The sequence below is a fragment of the Kibdelosporangium persicum genome, from assembly GCF_013280595.1.
Taxonomy (GTDB): Bacteria; Actinomycetota; Actinomycetes; order Mycobacteriales; family Pseudonocardiaceae; genus Kibdelosporangium; species Kibdelosporangium persicum.
Window position 1 is genome coordinate 1 of sequence record NZ_JAAATY010000049.1, and the last position, 21,064, is coordinate 21,064.

Below are 21,064 nucleotides of genomic sequence, written 5' to 3' on the forward strand. Positions count from 1 at the left end.
TCGACCAGTCCCAGGACACTGCCTTGGTAGTCGGTGATGGCGTTGTAGCGAGCACCGTTGTCAGTCTGGACGGTCATGACAGTGCCACGGGGATCGCGGCTGTAGGTGGTCAACGACCCGTTCTCCTTGACCCACATCGGCCCCAGCGCAGTCTGCCCGAAGACGTGGGTGCTGGTGGTCGAGCCGACCTTTTCGGTGATGGATCGGGGTTGGGTGTGGTCGATGCCGTCGTAGCTGGCCCGGTAGACCTCAACGCCACCGCTGGTCGCGCTCAGCAATTGGTTGGTGGGACTGTAGGAGTACGTCTCCGACGGGTTGGTGCGGCCGGTCAGATTGCCTGCGGCGTCGAAGGTGTTGGTCGAGTTGCCTGCTTGGGTGGCCTGGTTGGCCGCGTTCATGGTGAACGGTGTGCCCGCCAGGTTGGTTAGGTTGTTGGCCGGGTCGTAGTTGAACGTGTCGTTGCCTGCCCTGGACAGCCGGGCTAGTGGGTCGTAGCTGAATGTGGTGGTGACTCCGGCGATGGTCTTGGACTGCAGGAGGTCGCTGTCGCCGCCACCGGGCACGGCGTAGCTGTAGGTGACCTTGAGCGTTTCCGTCCCAGCCGGGTTCTTGACCGAGATGCTGGTCTGCCGTCCCGAAGCGTCATAGCCGATGGTCTGAGAACCCGCGCCTGGCCAGGTGATCGAGGTGCGGCGGTCGGCGTTGTCGTAGGTGAACGTGGTGTCCTGGATGCCGGGGTCGGTCATCTTGACCATCCGGTTGGCCGCGTCGTAGTAGAACAGCAGCGACTGGCCGGTTTCACTGGTCCAGACGTTGTCGAGGTTGCCGGCCTCGTCGTAGTCGTAGGTGACGTGCTCGTTGCTGACGCCCTCGGTGCGTTCAGCGGTCTTGACCTGGTTGAACGAGGGGTAGCGGTCCCAGGAGAAGTAGGTGTTCCACGTGGGCGCGATCTTCCAGATGATGTTGCCCTGGTGGTCGTACCAGATCTCCAGCAGGGTCTTGTCGTTGTCGGAGTCGTCGGTGACGCGTACGACGCGGTCGAATTTGTCGTAGTCGTAACCGATCTTGCGCCCGCGCCCGTCGGTCACCTGCACAATTCGCGACAGCGAGTCGTACTGGTACCTGGTCGTGCCCATCGGTGCGGGCGGGGTCACCGATGTCAGATTGCCCGCGGCGTCGTATCCGAAACTGGTGATGTTGCCGTTGCCGTCCTTGGCCGTAGCCAGCGTGCCCTTCGGATAGTTGTACGTCCGGGTGTCGATGTCCGAGTTCAGACCCACCGACCGGATCTTGGTGAGGTTGCCTGGACCGTCGTACTCACGCGTGACTTCCCGCCCTGCCGGATCTTTCAACGACGTTGGTGAGTACGGGTGGGCTGCGCTGGTGTAGCCGATGGTGTTGGTCGCGCCGGTCGGCAGCTTGGTGCTGATGAGGTTGTTGAGCGGGTCGTAGCGCCTCTCGCTGACGTTGCCCATGCCGTCGGTCGTGGTCTGGATATCGCTGTTGGCCGTCCAACTCTGGGACTGCTCGTGCCCGAGCGCGTCGACCGCCTTGGTCTGCCGGCCTGCGCTGTCGAAGTGATAGGTCGTGGCGTTGCCCTTCGGATCCCGTTGCACGGTTTTGCCGGACTGGTACTCGAAGGTGGTGTCCAAGGGTGTGGCGCTGTTGGGCACGGACACTTTGGTGATTCGGTGGGCGTCGTCGTAGTCGAAGCAGTACTTGTTGCCGGAGGGGTCGGTGATGGAGGCGAGGTTCCAGTCGGCGTCCCACTCCAGCTTGATGGTGTGGCCGTTGCGGTCGACGAACGATGTCAGCTGGCTGTTGCTGTTGTACTCGTAGGTGGCGACGTCGGTGCCGGTCGGGTCGGTGATGCGCGTGATGTGGGCGGCGTGGTTGGTGAAGACCGAAGTGACCCGGCCCTGTGAGTCCACTATGGAGTGGACGCTGCCGAATTGGTTGTAGTGAAAGGTGTTGCTGTTGCCGTTGCGGTCGGCTTGGGAGAGTAGCCTGCCGTACTCGGTGAACCGCCACTTCTCCTCGGAGGAGTGGAAGGTGAGCGTGAAGGTGCCGTCGCTTTCCTCGTGGAGTTTGGCGTTCATCCCGCTTGGGGTGATGTAACCGCCGAGGATGTTCGGGATGAACGTGGCGCAGTAGTTGCTCGGGCCGTGCAGGATCACATCGTTGCCGTCGAACTCGAGGCCGACGTCCGCGCCGAGCGACATGGTGGTGCCGACACCGAAGGATCCCCTGGTGGGTACGAGGTTGTTGTAGACATGGCTGATCGCCAGGTCCAGCCCGGTCCCCTTGAGGGTGAAGTCGTCCTGGGTGACGACCAGGTTGCCGCTGGAGAGGTTGACCAGGATCTCCATCCGGTCACTGACCTTGAACCGCTCCAACGGGTAGAACGGGCGCAAGCCTGTGCGGTCGCCGCAATCGGCCAGCCCTTGCGTCTGACCAGTGCCCCGCTGGCGAACTGCCGGCCCAGGCGTCCAGTAGGTTTGCGGTGGCGGTCCACCCAACGGCGTGCGGTTAACCGCGGTAGGTGCCTGCCACGCTTGGCTTGTGGTTGGCAGCGGCGGCTTCGGTGTTACCGGTGTGGTCGCGGCCGCGATGGTGCTCGTGCCGACCATGCCGCTGGTGATCAGGCTGAATGTGGTTGCTACGGCTAGGAGTCTGCCCATCCGCAAGCTACGAGAGCTTCTTGATCGCATGGGTGGTTGGACCTCCCCTGAGTAGTGTCCGCCCCGTCGACACCCCCCGGCGTCCGGACACATCGGCGGACCCTACGCACCCAATTCACGAGCCCTCTAGACAACTTGAACAAGACCACCCGGATAGCCCAGGACGCGACAATAGATGACGAATCTAATCCGCTGCACTGACGCGCCGTCTATTACTGAATGGCGGTACACAGTGGAACCAACTGGACTGGAAACAGTGTCATCGGACCAGTTGGCATGCTTTAGTGGTGCGGATCGGATGAGCTGAAGTATGTTGTCATTCGTGAACCATAAGACATTAGTGCGCTAGGCTATGGCCCAATTCACTTTGTTTGGGCTTGCCCAACGAGATGTGGTTAGCAGCGACAAAACGTCAGCTCCACGCCGCCATCGTTGCAGATGAACGGGTAGATGTTCACCGGGCCTGCCCCGAGTGAAGAAAGCCGTGGCACGCTTAAGGAGCGTTGTCCTCGGGCAGTCGGCGGTTTTCTGTCCGCATCGCGGTCAACTCGTCACGTTCAGTGCTGGTCAGCCCGTCATTTCGCGTCCCGGCATCGAGTTCGGCCTGCTTGACCCACGCGCGCACCGCGGTCTCGGTCAGGTCGAAATCCCGCGCGACCTGACCCGGCGACCGGTCACCGCGCTGGCACAACTCGACAATCACGCCCGCTGCGGCCGCCGCTTCTTCTTGCCCATAGGCTTCATGATGAACATCCCTCCCAGAGGCTCGCACCCCCCTGATCTCAGATGTGCGTCAACGGGTCAAGCCCACTCGTGACAGTGCTGGCTTGGTGATGGCGTTCGGTCGATCCGAGTTGTCTCGTCCTCCAGCGCGATCACCAGGGTCGCGCTTGGCCTATGACTACGGCGCGCGGTATCGGCTTTACGCCCCCCGGGGGCACCGTGGCGAGCTGGTGCAGTAGGAGCGTGCATTCCTATCTTGTGGGCTTCGCCACCGACTGGTCCTGGTCGTGGTGACTGAGCGTGATGCCGCGCAGGGCGTCCAGAACGGCTGGTGCGTCGGCGCATTGCAGGAAGCGTGGCGGGGCCAGCCTGTCAGCCTCGTCCAGAGGGACGTCGTGCTGAGGGGGCGCCTGGTACGCCGGGCGGGGACCTGTCGTGGCGGAACCCAGAGCCGCGGGCTCGCTGGCTGTCGGGTCCGGACCCGGTTGGCCGTTGTTCGGCGCGCTGTGCTCAGGCCCGTACTCAGAGGTCTCTGGGGTGTTCGATGGGTGTTCAGACGTCAGAGCACCAGCGCGGATGGGGCAGGACGGGGAAGGACACGAAGGTGGTCCGATCTGGCCATCCTCGGACTGCCCAGGACTGGCAAGGACGTTCTGGACGGATTTACCCGGATACGGATCAGAAGGTCAGGGGTTCGAATCCCTTCGGGTGCGCCACATATTTTCGCAGCTCAGATGCTGCTTCTAGGGAAGATCGGTGTCTGGCTTCAAGGTGGCATCCCTGTAGTAGCAGGGATGCCAGGCCACGTTAAAGGGACATGGCGGCTCAGCCCCTTGCGGTTGCGGCGAGCCGGGCTTCAGACCTCCTTTCTCACCTGTCGGTGTGGCCGCTACACCTGAGCGGGTGAGGTGGGTTAGGCCGTCACCGGTCGTACAGGCGGCCCCAGCGGCCTGGCATGTCGTGCAGACGTTCCGTGTCCGCGGTTGGCGGTGTGGCGAGCAGCCAGCCGCTTGGCCAGATGCGGAGGTCGTCCACGTCCAGGCGGGCGTATGCGCCCCCGCACGTGGCGGCGCCGGTGAACGTCACGTCGCTGAACCTGGCCTCCGCGCCGAACAGGGCGCTGTCGAAGTTGGCGTGTCGACCGAATTCCGATCCGCCGAACAGGGCGTTGCCGTTGAATCGAGTTCCGCGGAACCTCGCCTCGTCCAGCAGTTTCGTCTTGGTGAAGATCGCGCTGTCCGCGAAGACCGCGTCATTGAAGCCGACGAAGTCGTGGAAGACTGCATCGTCGAAGACGACAGCGTCGGCGAAGCGTGTGCCGCCGAAAACCACGTCCTGGTCGAACCGCGCGGCACGGAAGTAGGTGCGCCCGTTGAAATGGACTGCGTGGTACTTGTCGACACCGAAGTGCGTACGGCCGGTGAACCGCGCACCGTCGAACACGGCTGTTTGAGCGAAGCGCGCGTTGTCGAACACGACAAAGTCGAATCGCGTACCGCCGAAGTCGGCCTTGCCCTCGAACTGTGTTCCGTCGAACGTGGCGATCGACCGGAACGTGGCCTGTGCGAAGTCGGCCTCGTGGTCGAACCGTGCCCGGGTGAAGTCGGTGGGCTCGGCCCAGACAGTGTTGATGAACCGGGCGTCGCCGGTGAACCGGGCGTTGCCGAACGTCAGCGGGCCGGTGAACTCGGCCAGGCTGAACTCGGCGGTGCCGTGGAACCGGGCACCCTCGAACGTGGCGCCGTGCAGATGGCAGCGTTCGAGGGTGAAGTCGAGGAGAGTGGCGCCGGCCAGGTCCAGCGTGATGCCGGGCCAGAACGCGTCCGGCTGGCCCCGTCGCAAGTGGGTGGTCAGGAGGCGTTGGGCCGTCAGCCGGACCTGCCGTTCCTGAGTTCTGCGCAGTTCGCGGTCCGGGTCGGGCTCCGTCGAGCCGGTGTCATCAGTGGTGTGGGGCATGCGCAGGTAGGCGCACAGCACGTTGACGATGACCTGGCGCTGGTCAGGATTGTTCTGCGCCAGGCGTTCCAGTGCGTAGATGCCCGCGATCCGCACATGGGCATGCTCGGAGCCGAGCTGGGCGGCGGCCATTGTGTACAGCTCGGTGACCCGTCGTTCCACGGCGTCACGGGCGGTGTGGGCTTGGTCGAGGTCCTTCTGGCGAAGCTCACGATCCTTCTGGGCGATGGCCAGTTCGGCGGTCCGCTGGCGGCGAACCGCCAGCCACAGCGCGACCGCGCCGCCGGAGCCGATCACGATCGTGCCGGCGGTCTTGATCGCCTCCAGGCTGTTGCGCGGGTCTCCTCGGCCATAGGCAAGCACCAGCCACGCCGCGACGCCGATGCCTATCGCGACCATGAGGACCGCGAGCCACACGACCGTACGTGGTCGCAGGACCTCGTAGGTGGGGCCTTCGTCCTTCCGCGTCAACGGCGGAGGGCGGTCGGCGGGCGGCGCTCCGCCTCTGTTCCGGTCGTCAGTGCGGCTGTCCGGGCTCGCTTCTTGTTGCTGTGCATCGTGGTCACCTTACGACCACGTGCTGCCACGTTCACTGCTCCAGGCGAGTGGGGTGGTGACAGAGGGGTGCAGTGCGCCGCGAACAAGAAAGTGTCAGCACCACGATCGCGGCAACGGGTGCCCATGCCGATGAGAGTGCGGGATCGACGGTTATCGCTTGGCAGGTGTGGACAGTGCGTCGAACCAGGGATTGGGCGGCGGCGGCGCTACCGGTTCAGCGGGTGAGGTGTCAAGGCGACGGTGACGGATGGTGTCGATACCCGCCGCGCGTGCGGCAGTGAGGTCGGCGTCTCTGCTGCCGACGAACAGGCACGACTCCGCTGGGGTGGCGCGCTCGTGGATCGCGGCGGTGATCAAGTCCGGGGCGGGTGGCAGAACGGCCCGGTCCGGACTCGTGCGTCCGGCGAGGTGCCGGGCATGCTCCGCCAGCCCAGGATATGCCTGAACACACGCTCATGTCGCTGGTCGACTCATCGATGCACGCCCATCCCGATGAGCGAGCGAGTGAGCGGATCCACGTTGTGGAGGCGGAGTTCGTTTTGTGTGATGTCTCAAGACATCCTTGACGTTTCGTTGTCGACACCAGCTCGACCCCATCGAGCTTGGGAAACTCCGGACTTCTGGAACCACAGGTCGGTGGCCGCACCAGTCAGCCGATGGCCGGCGGATTCGGTCCGAATCCTTGGCGCTGTGCCCAGTCTCGGATCGCTATGTCCCATTGGTGTTCAGCGGGTGCTCCGCGGCCGGGGTGGCGGGTGGTGTGGTCGGTGATGTCGCCGATCCGCCAGAACTGGATGAGGAACCTCTCGATCCCGTCGGGCTGCCGGTCAGGATCGGCGGCGTAGGCGGCGATCGCGTCGTTGCTTCCCCACCGGTACGCCCTGACCCGGTATTCACCGGGTGCGTTGAGGTGCAGCATGCCGGTTTCGGGTGCGGTGGCCATGGGCGCTTGCGCGTAGACGACGATCTCATCGGCATCGTCGTCGAACACCACTTGCCGTTCATCGCGGTCGGCGCCGTCCGGCCCACCAGTGGTGGGTGGGATCTCCCACGACTCCATTCGCACCGCCGCGGCGTGGTGGACGTGCACCGCGCTGTGCACGGCGACGGCATTGTCCACAACGGTCAAAATTGAGGGCATCTCGTCAAAGGGGAACCGCGGAGGCTCGTGCAGCCCCCGCGATCCCACTTGGAAATGCCTGTAGTCGATCCCTACGTGGGATTCAATGACACGCGTTGGCATCACTGGCATGTGCTGAGGTTACCACTCAGCCAGCCTTGACCCAGTAATTGTCAAGATCTTTGTATAGAATGCGATCCCATTCAAGATACCACTGCAGCGCATTGCCGGCGAGTCCGTTTTGCTCCTTTGGTACATCCTGAATGGAGAAGTTTCCGTCGCCTTTACCTGCGCCCTGCTGGGTGGTTGCGAACGGGTATTCGTCGCATTGCCGGGTAGTCTTGTCGAAGTCCGGCAGCTGGCCAGGGCCCGTGTATGGGGGTTGCTTGTCGCACGCCCTATCTTTCTCGGCCGCGTTTTTCTTCCAATCTTCACCATTATATTGAACGCGTGTCAGCGGGGGCTGGCTCGCGTCAGATGCCCATTTGCCGGGTATGTTTTTGGGTGTTCCGTAGTTGGGATACGTTTGAGCTGGTTGATTCTGGGCTTTGCGAATGTGGTGGACGACTTCGTCGTAGCCGTTTCCGAAGTTGTAGTTGAGCCGGGGGATGACGTCAGTAAATACGCACCTGAGTGGAGAGGGGAAATAGTTTGCCGAATCGCATCGGAATCCGGTTATATCCCCGGACCCAGTTACGGTTGGCCTGCCGAAGTCGTCTATTGCCTGCCCGGTTAGGCCCAATATGTGACGCAGAACCCGCTCCGGCTCCTGGGAGGACTGTCGTTCATCGGAGTCCATGGTCCAGTCCACCCAGTCCCCGTCGTCCCAGTCGCCGATGTCTTTGGTGACGAAACCCTTGTCGGCTGTGCATCCGACGGTCAGTACGCGGCACTCGTACTTGAGACCTAGCGTCGACCACCCGGAAAACGTGCCCTCGGTTCGATAGTCATCACCGCGGAAGAACACATGGGTCTTGCGCACGAATGGGTTCCCGATGGCAGCCGCCCTGTAGTCGACCCAGAACTCCCCCTCGATTTTCCCGTTGACGATGATCCCGCCATGGACGGTGCGCTTCTGGCACCAGAACCCGCGGAACAGGACGTGTCCTCCGGGACTGTCCGCACCGGGTTGTTTGAGGCACTCGTCCAGAAGTTGTTGCGGTGGCTGTGCCGCTGTCTGCGCGGCGATCGCCCGACTCCAGCTTTCCAACTTATCCCGCTGGGCCGGGTCGGCGTCGAATACGTTGTTCCGGCGAGCCGCGACACGCACCGCCTCCTCGGCCGTGCCGGTCCGCTGCGGCGGCGAGGACACGACAACATTACCGGCGGCGTCGATTGTGGGTTCAGCAGGATCACCCACAACCGAAATGAACCCGGTATACCCGGTCATCGAAGGTCTGGACTGTGCATTCGCTGTAGCGGGCGTGACCACAAACATCGACGCGACGACTGCGAAGACCCAGAGCCGACGACATGAGTGTGATGTTCTCACAATTTCTGGTACCTCCAGACCAGTTATCTGGCAACCACTTGTGGCGATTGCGGCTGGATCTTGTCGAATCGAACACGCCGTTACTGACGGCCATCCGGGTGAACCTGAAAACATGATCGAGAGTTTGATGTGTCGGGGAGGACGTGCCGGGCACGGTGACCAGCACACGAACCGCCAGTCGAAGCCGTCACGTGCGGCCATTGGTCCGCTAAACAATCGCTCACTCCGTGCTCGCCAGCTCACCCGTCGAGCGGCACGGCCTGCACCGACCGGCTGCCGCCGCACTAGTCCTGACTACCGGTTGAGGCCAGGTGGAACGTCGAGTCCAACATCGGCCGCTCCCCCGGAGTGGGTGGACGAGTAGTTCCACGCCAAGACGCGCATCGTGTATTGCACGGACGACCGGCGCCGGTTGAACGACGAGCAGGTGACGTTCACGTTCTGCGGGTACGCGCTTCGTCCCCGGAGGGCTGGGACAAGAACGGTGGAAGGCCCGCACCGCGGCTAGTACGCGCCCGCCAGGGGCGAGTTGGCTGTGCCGCGCCGAGGGAGTCCGGTGTACGGTGCGGGATCGCTCGGCAGGGGCTTACCTTTGGACGACTCTGCCCGGCCGAGCCTCACCGAGATCGAGAGCACGCTGTTCCGTGCGGCTCAGGAGGAACTGGTGACGTCGGCGGGGTCACTCACTCCAGCCGCTGATCGCACTGCTTCGAACTGACCGCCCGGCCGGATCGTCGCCGTGTACCAGCCGTCCGGCTTGGTAGACCGCGACGATGTTCTCGGACAGCTTTTCGAAGTCCACCGGACTGTTCGCGACCACCACGAGGTCGGCGCGCTTGCCCGGTGCGATCTCACCAACGACATCAGCGACACCGAGTAGCCGTGCGGCATCGATGGTCGCCGACCGCAGGACCGCCGGATGCGGCATGCCAGCCTCGCTCATCATGTGCAACTCGTCCAGGTTGTGGCCGTGGGGACCGACACCGCTGTCAGTTCCCATGGCCACCCGTACGCCAGCCTGCAGTGCGCGGGTGAAGGCGTCGCGATGCGCCGCGACGACTTCGACAGCCTGCGCGACGACGCCGTCGGGAAATGCGGCACCGCATGCCGCCGCCTCCACGAGGCGGGGCGCGGCACTGAGCGTGGGTACGAGGTAGGTTCCGCTGTCCACCATGAGTTCGAGGCACTCGTCGTCGAGGAATACGCCGTGTTCAATGGATCGGGCACCGGCTCGGACCGCCGCCTTGATGCCCGCCGCGCTGTGCGCGTGTGCCATCACGTACGTGTCGGCTGCCGCGGCTTCCGATACGAGCTCTCGCAACTCGTCCGCACGGAACTGTGCGTGGTGCGGGTCGTCGCGGGCGGAGAGCACGCCTCCGGACGCGGCGACCTTGAGCATGTCCGCTCCGGCTCGCAGGATCTCGCGCGCCTTGCGCCGTACCGATTCGGGCCCGTCCGCGACGCCGTGGGGTGCACCGGGATGAGGAGGAAACAGCGCGGGAAGGCAACTGCCTGACGGCAGCCACGGATCGGCGTGGCCGCCGGTCTGGCTGATCATGGAGATGGCGATGCGCATGTCCGGCCCGGCCACCAGTCCATCGGCGACCGCGCGCTTGAGCCCCAGATCCGCTCCCGCCGCGTCGCGGACGAACGTGATCCCGGCGCCCAGCGTCAGCCGCATGTTGCGGACGGCTTCGAAGAAGCGGTACGAGAACGGTTGCTGAGCCAGCCGCCAGTAGTCGACACCGGAGGTCGTCAGGTGTACGTGGCAGTCGAACAGGCCTGGCAGCACGCTCAGGCCGTCGAGCGCGATTTCCTCGTCGCCGTCGAGTCCCGGCCCGACGTCGACGATCACCCCATCCGCGACCACCAGGTCGGTGGATGCGAACCGTGAGCCGTCGAAAACCTGCCCGCCGCGGAACAACGTCCTTCGGGCGGCTGGAGCGTTCGTCCCCGATGGCTCGCGACGCATCAGCTGTCGTCCCTTCTCTTTTCTCGCCGAACGCCAGGCCGCTACCTGTTGTCATCCACCGGGTCGTTGTTTCCGCGAGGCAAACGCAATGCCTGATAGAGATCGACCATCGCTCCCGACGTCAGCTCGATCTGCGTGTCGATCTGCGTGCAGGCCAGGTCGATGTGAAAGGGCGTGTGACCGCCGAGTCCGAATCCGAAATGCACCCCGGGCGTCCGCTCGTTGGGGAAGAAGTTGCCTGAGGCGAGTTGAGCACACGCGACGTTCGTGCCGAACCCGATTTCGTGCACTTTGCGGTACCGCTCGTCGATACTGAACAACCGTTCCAGGGCCTCGGCGAACGGGTTGTGACGCCGTACCGGTGAGCGCAGTCCGACCACGACACCGGCCTCGACGCGGGCGATGACAGGGTATTCGAGCATCGTCGACATGGCCTGGTACGCACTCGCCGTCTCGGCCTCGGTCACCGCTCGGTTGCCGCGGTGGACGATGGGCGTGCCGCGCAACACGAGTTCACCGTCCAGCGCGAAGGGTGTGCTGAGCGAAAAATCGCCGGCCGCGTCAGTGAGGACGGAAAGTTCACCGGTCGGCAGCACTGTTTGCTCACCGCGCTCGAGTGCGCCGTTGAGAGAAAACCAATGTGTGGCGCCACGGTGATCGAAAACGGCATGCGTCTCCATCACGGGCGTTCGGAAGTGAATACGGGCAGCGACGTCGAGACACCTTATCAAGGCCTTCTCGATCCTCCGCTCGTTGGCGTAGTCACACGTTTCTATGATCCGCATGTAGCGACGCAGCGCGGCGGCACTGAAAGGTGACGAGAAGAAGGAGATCGCGGCGAGCCTGACGTTCGAGATATGTTCGGGAAGGAAGTGCTCGAATTCATCGTCCGCGATCCACAACACGTCACAGGACAACCCCTCGGCACGCAGTTCGGCGAACCTCGCGATGAGTCGGGCCCTGTCGTCGTCCCGATTCCATTCGAGTTCCTCGATTCGACGGCCGTCGCGGTTGTCCAGAGCGACGGCCGCTCGCACGGTCGGCGACGCGACGAACATGAAAACTTCTCCGGACCCGCCGTACAGTCCGCGGAGGTCGGCCGGATCGATTCGGACAACCGATGACGGGCCCGTGTCATTCGTCCGATGATGGGCGGCCGGGAGGTCGTCAAAAAGACCAGCCGGGCAACGCACCGACTCGTCTTGGTCGCATGAACCGTCACCAAGCTCACGAGCGGATTTGCGCAGACATGGACAGCTTCCCCGCACTATCTGGAAGTCCGCGGTCACGATTCTTCCCTTCGACACAGGAAGTGTGCACGACAACGCCACCCTGGCCGCGCGAGCTTCGGCACCGGCGAAGGTCCAAGGGTTTGTTCAGCGATCTCCAGTGAGTGCCGGCTGCCGTGGCGACTCACCACACGGATGAGTGCGACAGCAGCCAGCATAATGATCTGTCACGCTTGCAGGCCGCCGTAATCACCGTATCGGGTGATCTTTGCGCTGATCGATGTCTCGACGATGTCCTGTTCGTCGACGACGGCTTCAGGTGCGCCCAACTCGATCTCAACAGGAACAGTCTCTGCGGACTTGACTTCCATGGCCACGGAATCACCTCCGCCAACGATTGTGGCGGTGATAGCGGGCCGGTGGAAGAGCCCAACAGGAGTGACATCGGGAAGTGCACATGGAGCAGTGCTGTAGGATTTCCCGGCAAGGCTGATCAATATGTGATCAATTCGGAAAGATCGCCACCACGGCGTCACCCAGGAGGATCAATGGGGTCGACCAAGTCTCTTTCCCGTGAAGATCTCTTCGCGGTATTCGCCAAACCTCCTGGCGTGCCGGAGCTGATCGGCATCGAGGTGGAGAGCGCTCCGCTTGATCTGCGCACCGGACGAGGTGTCCCGTACCACGGCGTGCACGGGCTGGGTGAATTCCTCGCCCATTGCCAGGACGAACTGGGCGGCGAGCCAAGATTCGAGCGGGGCCGGCCAGTCGGGATCATGCTGCCCGACGGCGACCAGATCTCGCTGGAGAACGGTGGCGCAGTCGAATACTCGTCACGGCCGGCGGCCAGCCTCGTCGAAGCCGTCGAGGTTACTCGCCGCATGCTGGGCTGGCTGGGGAAGATCGCCGAACACCACGGGTTCGCCCTCGTACCGGGTTCGAACTTTCCCTTCACCAGCATCGACGACGTCCACTGGGTGCCCAACGCCCGCGGTGACATCATGCGCGACCACTTCGCCAGCCTCGGCGAGGCCAGTGCCTGGGGGCGCGAGGTCATGGCGCTGACGCTGTCCACCCAGGTCACCCTCGACTACGTCACCGAGGAGGACCTCATCGAAAAGCTTCGGATGCAGGCAGCCGTGTCGACAGTGGCGGCCGCGTTGTTCGTGAACTCGCCGTTGGAACACGGGCGGCACCACGGGGCGCTGTCCCGCCGGATGCAGTACTGGAGCCGTATCGACCCCGCCAGGACTCGGATCATCCCTGTCACGATCGGAGATTCCGTCACCCTGGAGGGATTCGTGGACTGGGCGCTTTCGCTGCCGATGATCTACCACAAGCACCCGGACGGGTCCTGCGAAGCCGCTCCCGCACGGTCGTTCGCCGAGCTGCTGGCCACCGGTTTCGACGATGGCCGCCGTCCCGACGCATCGGACTGGATGGCCCATCTCTCGCAGATCTACACCGACGTGCGGGTGCGGAACACCTTGGAGATGCGGGCCGTGGACAGCCCTCCCTACGACGCGTTGCCCGCCGTCGCGGCGTTCTGGACCGGGTTGACCTACCACCCGGGGTCTCGTGCCGCGGCCTGGGAACTGCTGCGGCACGCGACCGTTGACCAGCACTACGCGGCGCTCGCAGATATCGCTGTGCGTGGCATGGCGGCGCGTTTCGCGGGCCGGCCAGTACGTGAGCTCGCCGCGGAACTGGTGCGGCTGAGCGAAGCCGGCCTTCGGGCGCGGGTTGCGGCGGGAGTGGAGACGGACGAGGCGCTCGCCTACCTGTCCCCCGTGCGGGAGGTCGCGGAGACCGGCGAGACCTTCGCCGAAAAGTGTCTGCACCGCTGGGAGAACGAGTTCGAGCGGGATCCGGCACGGTACGTGAACGCCTATCGGGTCTGACCGGACCGGGACCGCGGCATGCAGTGAGGTGCCTGAGACGGCAGAGGGGCTGAGATGGAAACCCGCCTGTTGGCTGAACGGCCGCCGTGGCTCGTCCGGATCCACGACGTGGAAGGCCGCGTTGTGGGCGGGGGGTTTCTCGTTTCCGACCGCCTTGTGGTCACGTGCGCACACGTGGTCAGCCAGGCACTGGGCTGCGACGATCCCCAGCTGTTGCCCGTCGGCGAGATCGAGGTGAGTTTCCCCTTCGCGGACGGTCCTGCTGTCACGTCGGTCGCGCTCACCGAAGCGTGGTTTCCCATCACGGTGGACGGTCAGGGCGACATGGCCGTACTCACCCTGCGATCACCAGCGCCGCCAGGAACACTGGCCGCACCGCTGAGCCGCCCCGTGAGCGCGTGGGGGCACCACTACCGCACGCACGGTTTTCCCCGTGGCATGACAGGTGGCGTCTGGGCAAGGGGCACCGTGACCGGGCCGGTCGGGCCCGGCTGGGACTGGATCCAGATCGAGGACGAGAAGCCGTCAGGGCACCTGATCCAGCCCGGGTTCAGTGGATCGCCGGTGTGGGACGACGAACTCCGCTCGGTCATCGGGATGGTGGTGGCGCAGGACCGGCTCCGCGAGGCCCGGACGGCCTACATGATCCCGATCCGGGTGCTCGCGCGACTGTGGCCGCCGCTGGAGGAGTCGATCCGCTGGCGGCTGATCTTCGACCCGGACCTGAGAACACACTGGGGTCCGCGCTCTCGGGGCGTCGAGCGCAGCGCATGGAAGGGCTGGTACTTCACCGGCCGCGTCAACGTTCTGCGTGAGCTGGTCGGCTGGCTTACCGGTCGGGTGCTCGACGGGCGCATCCGGGTGGTGACCGGCGGCCCCGGGTCGGGCAAGTCGGCAACGCTGGCGCGACTGGTCACGCTGGCCGATCCCGACTATCGCCGGTTGGTCCCACTTGGTGACGCCGAGGACGGCACCGTTCCGCCGGTAGGTGTCATTGACGTCGCGGTGAACGCCAAGGGCCGCACCATAGACGAGGTCACGCGCAGCATCGCCCAGGCGGTGGACGCCGAGGTGGAATCGGCCGACGAGCTCATCGAATCGGTGCTGGAGCGTGCGAAGCCGCTGACCGTCGTGGTCGACGCGCTGGACGAGGCAGACGAGCCCGACCGCATCGCGCGGGAACTGCTTCGCCCGCTGGCCGCGGACGCCGGCAGCGTCGGAGTGCGCGTACTGGTTGGCGCTCGCCGCGTCCTGCTGCCGGTGCTACGGATTTCAGGCGTTGTGTACGACCTCGACGAACCATCCTATTTGGACCCTGAGGATCTGGTCGTCTACTCACGACGCTGCCTGCTGCTGAGCGACGATCCAGACGGGCGTACGCCTTATCGGGACCGGACGGAGCTGGCGGACACCGTCGCACGGGCGGTCGCCGCACGCGCATACCCGACGTTTCTGGTGGCTCGGCTGGTCAGCCGGTTTCTCACCGAGGCCGCGACTCCCATCGACGTCACCGATCCCGGTTGGCACGAGCACCTGCCGGACAGCGTGGCCGACGCGATGGACAGCTATCTCTCCCGCTTCGGTGAGAACGAACGCCGGGTTTGCGACCTGCTGATGCCACTGGCCTATGTGGAGGGTCGTGGACTGCCCGCGGATCAGCTGTGGCTGAGTCTGGCCAATGCGCTCGCGCGGACCGAATACCAGATGTACGACATCCAGTGGCTGCTGAACTCCCCGGCGGCCGCTTACCTGCTGGAAAGCACCATGACCGACGGCAAGGTGGTCTATCGCCTGTTCCATGAGGCCCTGGCGGAGTACCTGCGACGCGATCGGCACGACCAGACGACCCAGCGCCTGTACGCCGAAACGCTGTTGGCGAACGTGCCCGACCGGCAGGACGGCACAGGCAAGGACTGGGAGCGCGCGCATTCCTATGCGCGGTCCTACTTTCCCTCACACGCCGGCAAGGGCGGTGTTCTCGACGCTTTAGTGGAGGACCCGCGATTTCTCGTCGCCGTCGATCCCAGCAGGCTCGAACTCGCCGTACCTTCTCTCCAATCCGCCGCCGGGCGGCAGGCAGGGCGTGCGTTCACCGTCGCCGCGCGGCACCTGCGGACGAAGCCGCCCGAGGAACACCTTTCCTACCTTGAGCTCGCAGCCCACATGACCGGTGCCCAGCCCTTGGCGAAACGCATCGACCGGCTGCCGGTGGTGCGTCCTTGGACAGTGCGCTGGGCATCCTGGCGGCAGGGACGGACGCACAACGTGTGCGGTCGCCACGACGGCTGGGTTCGGGCCGTGCGCGTCGGGGAACTCGACGGGAAGCCGATCATCGTCTCGGGCAGCGAGGACGGGACGATCAGGATCTGGGACGCGACAGCTCGCTGTCAGATCGGCGAACCCCTGGTCGGACACCTTGCGTTGTACGCGATCGCGCTGACGCGGTGCGACGACCGGCAGGTGATCGTGTCGGGCGGCCGCGAAGGCACGGTCCGGGTGTGGGACCTGGCCGATCACAGCCTGATCGGAGCACCGCTTGCCGCACATGACGATACGGTCGCAGCGTTGGCCGTCGGTCGTTACGACGGCCGTACGGTGCTCGCCACCGGGAGTTGGGATGGCAAAGTCCAGGTCTGGGATCTGGGCAGCCGTGAACCGATCGGCCGGCCGTTCACCGGGCACGGCGACTGGGTCAGTGGCGTCGCCATCACGCAGATCGAGGGGCGCACGGTGGTCGTCACCGGAGGGAACGACAACCATGTACGGGTATGGGATCTCGCCGACGGCACGGAGGCATGCCCCCCGCTGACCGGGCACACCGACTGGCTCAACGCCGTGGCGATCGGTGACGCCGACGGCCGACGGCTCGTCGTGTCCGCCGCCTATGACGGCACTGTGCGGCGTTGGGATCTCGCGTCAGGAGAACCGGTCGGCCCCCCGATGATGGGCCACGACGGGCCGGTCCATGCGGTGGCCACCGGTGAACTCGATGGGCGGCCGGTTGTGGCGTCAGGCGGACGTGACGGGGCGGTGTTGCTGTGGGACCTCAGCACCGGCGCCCCGATCGGCGCACCCTTCATGGAGAACGACGGGCGCGTGTCCACCGTCACGATGGCGGTCATCAATGAGCGGGCGGTGCTTGTCTCCGGGGCCAGCGACGGCACAGTGCGAATGTTCGCCACCGACACGCCATCGGCAGGTGACGTTTCGGGGACGGGACCGTCATCGGACAGCGGTGTTCACACCAGTCGGCTGACCTCGGTCGACGTGGTGGACCGGCCGGAGGGGGCCATCCTCGTCTCGGCCAGTGCCGACCGCACGATTCGGCGCTGGCACGTGGATACCGGCAGGCTGGCGGGGCCGCCACTGATCGGGCACGAAAGCACGGTGCACTCCTTGTCCGCGGGCAGAATCGGTGACACGCCTGTCGTGGTCACCGCCAGCCGAGACCGCACGGTCCGGGTATGGCGGGTCGCGGACGGTACCTCTGTCGGGGAGCCACTGACCGGGCACCACGAACGGGTCCTCACCGTGGCGATGAGCGAGGTATCCGGTACTCCTGTCGCGGTGTCCGGAAGTGCGGACCACACGGTGCGCGTATGGGATCTGGCACGGGGAACGCCGATCGGTGCGCCGCTCGCCGGCCACGGCGGCAGCGTCCTGTCAGTCGCCGTCGGCGATGTCTTCGGCCGTCCGATGATCGTCTCGGGCAGCGCCGACCACACCATCCGGCTCTGGGACCTGGAGTACGGAACTCCGCTGGGTCTGCTGCGCATCTACGGACCGGTCCACGCGGTCACCATCGGCGAGTTCGAAGGGCGGCCTGTCATCGTCTCGGGGAGTCGCGAGGGCACGGTGCGGATCTGGGATCTGCGACGGGACGCGGTCACCACGTTCGCCGGATTACTGGGAGACCAAACGCTCATCGGACACCGGACCTGGGTGACCGCGGTCGCCATAAGACGACATCCCGGCGGCAACACAATTCTCTCGTGCAGCCACGACGGCACGATCCGCGCGTGGCGCCCGGACGGGGGCCTGCACCGTCTCATCGACGTGGGGGCGGACATCCACGACCTCGCGCTCGTCGATGACGACACGATGGCGGTCTCCACATCGATGGGATTGCTCGTGCTGCACTGGAACCGTCACTGACGGCCTATGGCCGCCGCCACGCCAGCTTGACCGTGAAATGCCCTTCCAGCGCGGTTTTCGCGACGATCACACCGGCCTCGGCGTTGAGCTTCATACCGAACTCGATCTCGAATTCGTCCGGCGCGCACGCGCGGATCGACTGCACGATGGCCTTGACGGTCGGCTGCGTGGAACGCAGCGCCTCGTCCAAGGTCTGAGCCGCTTCAACAACGCCGTCGCGTCCCCGGGAAACCCTTGTGACGCCGTACTCTTCGTCGTCGACTTCAACGAGCAGCGAACTTCCCTCGGCTGACTCGAACCGCACCAGCTCCGTCACACGCACCCCTCCACCGAACTATCACGGATCGCATCACCCTACCCGCAACGAATTCGATCACCGTGGATGCCCGCGCAAGCTTCCGTGAACCTCGCGGACGCGATCCACTCTCGCCGCGCGTTGACGACATGAGGGCCTCGCGCCGATTCGCCAAGCCACATTCACCCATTTCCCAGGTTGCCGAACTCATGCACGGACGGGAACGTGGCGGCCCGTTTCAGAGCCGGCTCAGGCGGATACGAGCCGGCCGGCAATCCGCGTCGAGTCTCCCTGGCCAGGTCTCGAGGATGTAATCCCGCGCGTTAGGCGACGCGCCCGGCCCGGCAGCTGGTTGTCGCATGAAGACCACGGTACCCGTTTCTTCTTGATCAATGAACCAGGAATGCCCTGATCGATAATGATGATCCCCCGGACAGGTTACCCAATCCGAACTCGCGTCGTGGCATGGCGGAAACCGTGCGGGGCCGGATTGTCACATCGTTTCTTCATGTCGTACGAAGAACACGAAAATCTTTCAGATGCGCCCGGGTCGGCATATTGGGTGTCAGTATTGGGGGGCACCGGCGTCCGTTTTGGTCACACACCGTTGCTCGCGGCTCGGCATTCACCCTGACCGTGTGCCGTTCGGCTGCTTGAGCAAGGCGTCCAACCCGGATCTGCCGAACAGTTTCCGGCACGGACACTTCCGATGGCGTCTACGGCCGGTCCGCGGTCGATATCGGTGAGTATCCCCCTTCGAGTGAAAATGACGGCGTTACCTTTGCGTGGCCGCCGCGTGTGTTGGTAGCGTCGCTTGTGGATAACAAAAAACACGCTGGTAATCTCGCCGGTGAAGTGGACCTGGGTCGTTCGAGTCCCGCTCCGCAGAGCCTCAAGCCTCTTTCCAAAAAACGTCAGGCACGCACGTGCGATTGTCGGTCGCGAGCCGACTGACGTGACGAGCTGATCGCGTGCGACGACGGCTGACGAGGGCACCCCGCCGGCCCGGACCTTGGGGAGGGTTACTGCTTTGGAAATCGGTGTTCTGGGTCCGTTCGAAGTCCGAATCGACGGGGTGCCGATCACCCCATCGGCGCCGAAACTGAGACAGGTACTCAGTGTTCTGGCGGTGTACGCGAATCACGTTGTCCGGACCGAACAGCTCATCGAAGAGCTATGGGAGGACAAACCGCCACCGAGCGTCACAACGACCCTGCAAACCTACATCTACCAGCTCCGAAAGCTGCTGGGCATGGATGCCTCGCACGGGATCGGCTCCTATCGGCGTCCTGTCGCGGGGCAACCCGCGCTGCACACGCTGCCGAGCGGCTACACGTTGTCGCTGGATTCGGTGTCGCTGGACGCGAACCTGTTCGAGCAGCAAGCCATGCAGGGCTGGGCGGAGCTTGAGGCAGGCGACGTGGAATCCGCGCTGCGGACGCTGGACGAGGCGCTCCGGCTCTGGCGCGGCCCCGTGCTGGTCGACGTGAGCCCTGGGCCGGTGCTGCAAGCGGAAGTGCTGCGGCTGGAGGAACTTCGCAAGAGCGCTCTGGAGCACCGGATCGACGCGGCGCTGCGGCTCGGCCAGCACCGTCAGGTGCTTGGCGAGCTGACCGCGCTGACCGCCCAACAGCCGACGCATGAGGGATTTCAGGGCAAACTCATGCTCGCGCTCTACCGGTCGGGCCGGCGCTCCGAGGCGCTGCGCGTGTACCAGCGGACCCGGCGGGCGCTGGCGAGCGAGCTGGGGGTGGATCCGTCGAAGGATTTGCAGCGCCTGCACTGCGCGATGCTCGCCGCACATGGCAGTCTCGACCACAGGTCCGGTGCGGAGCAGCGGCATTCGCTGTCAGCCGACCCGCCGCGTCAACTCCCGCCGGAAGGACCCAACCTGGTGGCTCGAGACGGCGAACTGCACTTGATCCTCGACACACTGCGGCCTTCCGGCCGGTGCGGCCCAGCCGTGGTGTGCATCGAGGGGCCACCGGGCGCGGGCAAGTCCGCGCTGTGCATGCGTGCCGGACACGCCCTTCGCGACCAGTATCGGGACGGTCAGTTCTACGCCGTTCTGCTCGAAGCGGACGGGCGGCCGGTCGATCCCGCTGAAGTGCTCGGTGGGTTCCTGCGCGCGGTGGGCGTACCGGACGCCCGCATTCCCCGCTCGCTCGACGAACGGGCCCGGTTGTTCCACACCTGGACAGCGGATCGCCGTGTGCTCGTCGTGCTGGACGACCTGATCGACGCATCCTGCCTCTGGTCACTCATGCCGTCCAACAAGGACAGTGCCGTGCTCGTCGTGAGCCGGCGGCGGCTGTCCGAGCCGCACGTGGCAGCGACTGTCCGGCTGGGACCGCTGGATGCCGCCGACGGGATCCGGGTGCTGGCCGAGTGGGTCGGCGACGGCCGGATCAACGAGGACGACCAGGGCGCCCGAACCCTGGTGAACCTGTGCGACGGCCTGCCCATGGCGCTGCACACGGTGGCGACCCGGCTCAAGTTCCGTCCACATTGGTCAACCGAGCGGCTGCTGACCTGGCTCGGGCGAAGGGCGCCGCATCCGGCCGCCGCTCCCGAGGACCCGCTTGGTCTGGGCGCGAGCGTCGCGCGGACATACCGCCAGATGCCGCCGGCTGTGCAGGTGGCGTTCTGCCGGCTGAGCACCATCGACAGCGACGACGTCGCACTCGCGAGCGCGGCGGCGATGCTGGGCACGGACTCGTACGAAACGGAAACGCTGCTGGAAGAGCTGGTGGACTGCTACCTCATCGAAACCGAAGCCCATTCCGCCGACGAGATCCGCTACCGGTTCCTGCCCAGCCTGCGCGCCAGTGCGTACCGGCTGTATGCGGAAAGGGGCCTCGTGCCCGCCCAGACAAGGTCGCCGATGACGGCCAACGTCAGTCCGGACCAGTTGACCACCGGCGCGCCTTGGCGCTGAGTCCGTCAGGCGTGAGCTGCGCGGCTAGCAGTTCGCCCGCTTCC

13 protein-coding genes are annotated in these 21,064 nt (G+C 65.0%); 3 read left to right on the forward strand and 10 right to left on the reverse strand.

The genetic code is table 11. The features are described from left to right. The 9 genes from GC106_RS44035 to GC106_RS44075 all read right to left on the reverse strand — a co-directional run. The coding region (locus GC106_RS44035) for a DUF6531 domain-containing protein (protein ID WP_173142164.1) at positions 1–2,414 on the reverse strand (2,414 nt) is incomplete at its 3' end. A gap of 760 nt (positions 2,415–3,174) precedes the next feature. After that, positions 3,175–3,384 (reverse strand): transposase, encoded by a 210-nt coding sequence (locus GC106_RS44040; protein WP_173142165.1) that lies wholly within the window; start codon positions 3,382–3,384, stop codon positions 3,175–3,177. 941 nt (positions 3,385–4,325) lie between these two features. Then, a complete protein-coding gene (locus tag GC106_RS44045; RefSeq protein ID WP_173142166.1) occupies positions 4,326–5,831 on the reverse strand; it encodes a pentapeptide repeat-containing protein in 1,506 nt (501 codons plus the stop codon). 237 nt (positions 5,832–6,068) lie between these two features. Further along, positions 6,069–6,275, reverse strand: a complete 207-nt coding sequence (locus GC106_RS49885; RefSeq protein ID WP_173142167.1) for an HAD hydrolase-like protein — start codon at positions 6,273–6,275, stop codon at positions 6,069–6,071. Positions 6,276–6,567: 292 nt separating this feature from the next. Continuing rightward, entirely contained in the window at positions 6,568–7,059 is a 492-nt protein-coding gene (locus tag GC106_RS44055; protein ID WP_173142168.1) for a hypothetical protein, read from the reverse strand. Between the two features lie 127 nt (positions 7,060–7,186). Beyond that, complete coding sequence (locus GC106_RS44060; protein ID WP_173142169.1) at positions 7,187–8,428, reverse strand: NucA/NucB deoxyribonuclease domain-containing protein; 1,242 nt, start codon at positions 8,426–8,428, stop codon at positions 7,187–7,189. A gap of 781 nt (positions 8,429–9,209) precedes the next feature. Next, on the reverse strand, positions 9,210–10,502 hold the full coding sequence (locus GC106_RS44065; protein ID WP_173142170.1) for a metal-dependent hydrolase family protein: 1,293 nt from the start codon (positions 10,500–10,502) through the stop codon (positions 9,210–9,212). Positions 10,503–10,543: 41 nt separating this feature from the next. Further along, on the reverse strand, positions 10,544–11,560 hold the full coding sequence (locus GC106_RS44070) for a CgnE/CgnB domain-containing protein (RefSeq protein ID WP_173142171.1): 1,017 nt from the start codon (positions 11,558–11,560) through the stop codon (positions 10,544–10,546). 398 nt (positions 11,561–11,958) lie between these two features. Continuing rightward, positions 11,959–12,108, reverse strand: a complete 150-nt coding sequence (locus tag GC106_RS44075; RefSeq protein WP_173142172.1) for a hypothetical protein — start codon at positions 12,106–12,108, stop codon at positions 11,959–11,961. Positions 12,109–12,279: 171 nt separating this feature from the next. Here GC106_RS44075 and GC106_RS44080 point away from each other — a divergent pair, with 171 nt between their 5' ends. Both GC106_RS44080 and GC106_RS44085 read left to right on the forward strand, forming a co-directional pair. Then, positions 12,280–13,632, forward strand: coding sequence for a glutamate-cysteine ligase family protein (locus tag GC106_RS44080; protein ID WP_173142173.1), 1,353 nt, complete (start codon positions 12,280–12,282; stop codon positions 13,630–13,632). Between the two features lie 54 nt (positions 13,633–13,686). Then, entirely contained in the window at positions 13,687–17,787 is a 4,101-nt protein-coding gene (locus GC106_RS44085; RefSeq protein ID WP_173142174.1) for a trypsin-like peptidase domain-containing protein, read from the forward strand. Between the two features lie 4 nt (positions 17,788–17,791). Here the strand turns inward: GC106_RS44085 and GC106_RS44090 are convergent, their stop codons facing one another. Further along, on the reverse strand, positions 17,792–18,103 hold the full coding sequence (locus tag GC106_RS44090) for a CU044_2847 family protein (protein WP_217281718.1): 312 nt from the start codon (positions 18,101–18,103) through the stop codon (positions 17,792–17,794). Positions 18,104–19,157: 1,054 nt separating this feature from the next. On the opposite strand from GC106_RS44090, the gene GC106_RS44095 reads away from it, so the two are divergent. Further along, positions 19,158–21,020: an AfsR/SARP family transcriptional regulator gene (locus tag GC106_RS44095; RefSeq protein ID WP_312873392.1), complete on the forward strand. Its 1,863-nt coding sequence runs from the start codon at positions 19,158–19,160 to the stop codon at positions 21,018–21,020. Positions 21,021–21,064 lie beyond the last annotated feature (44 nt).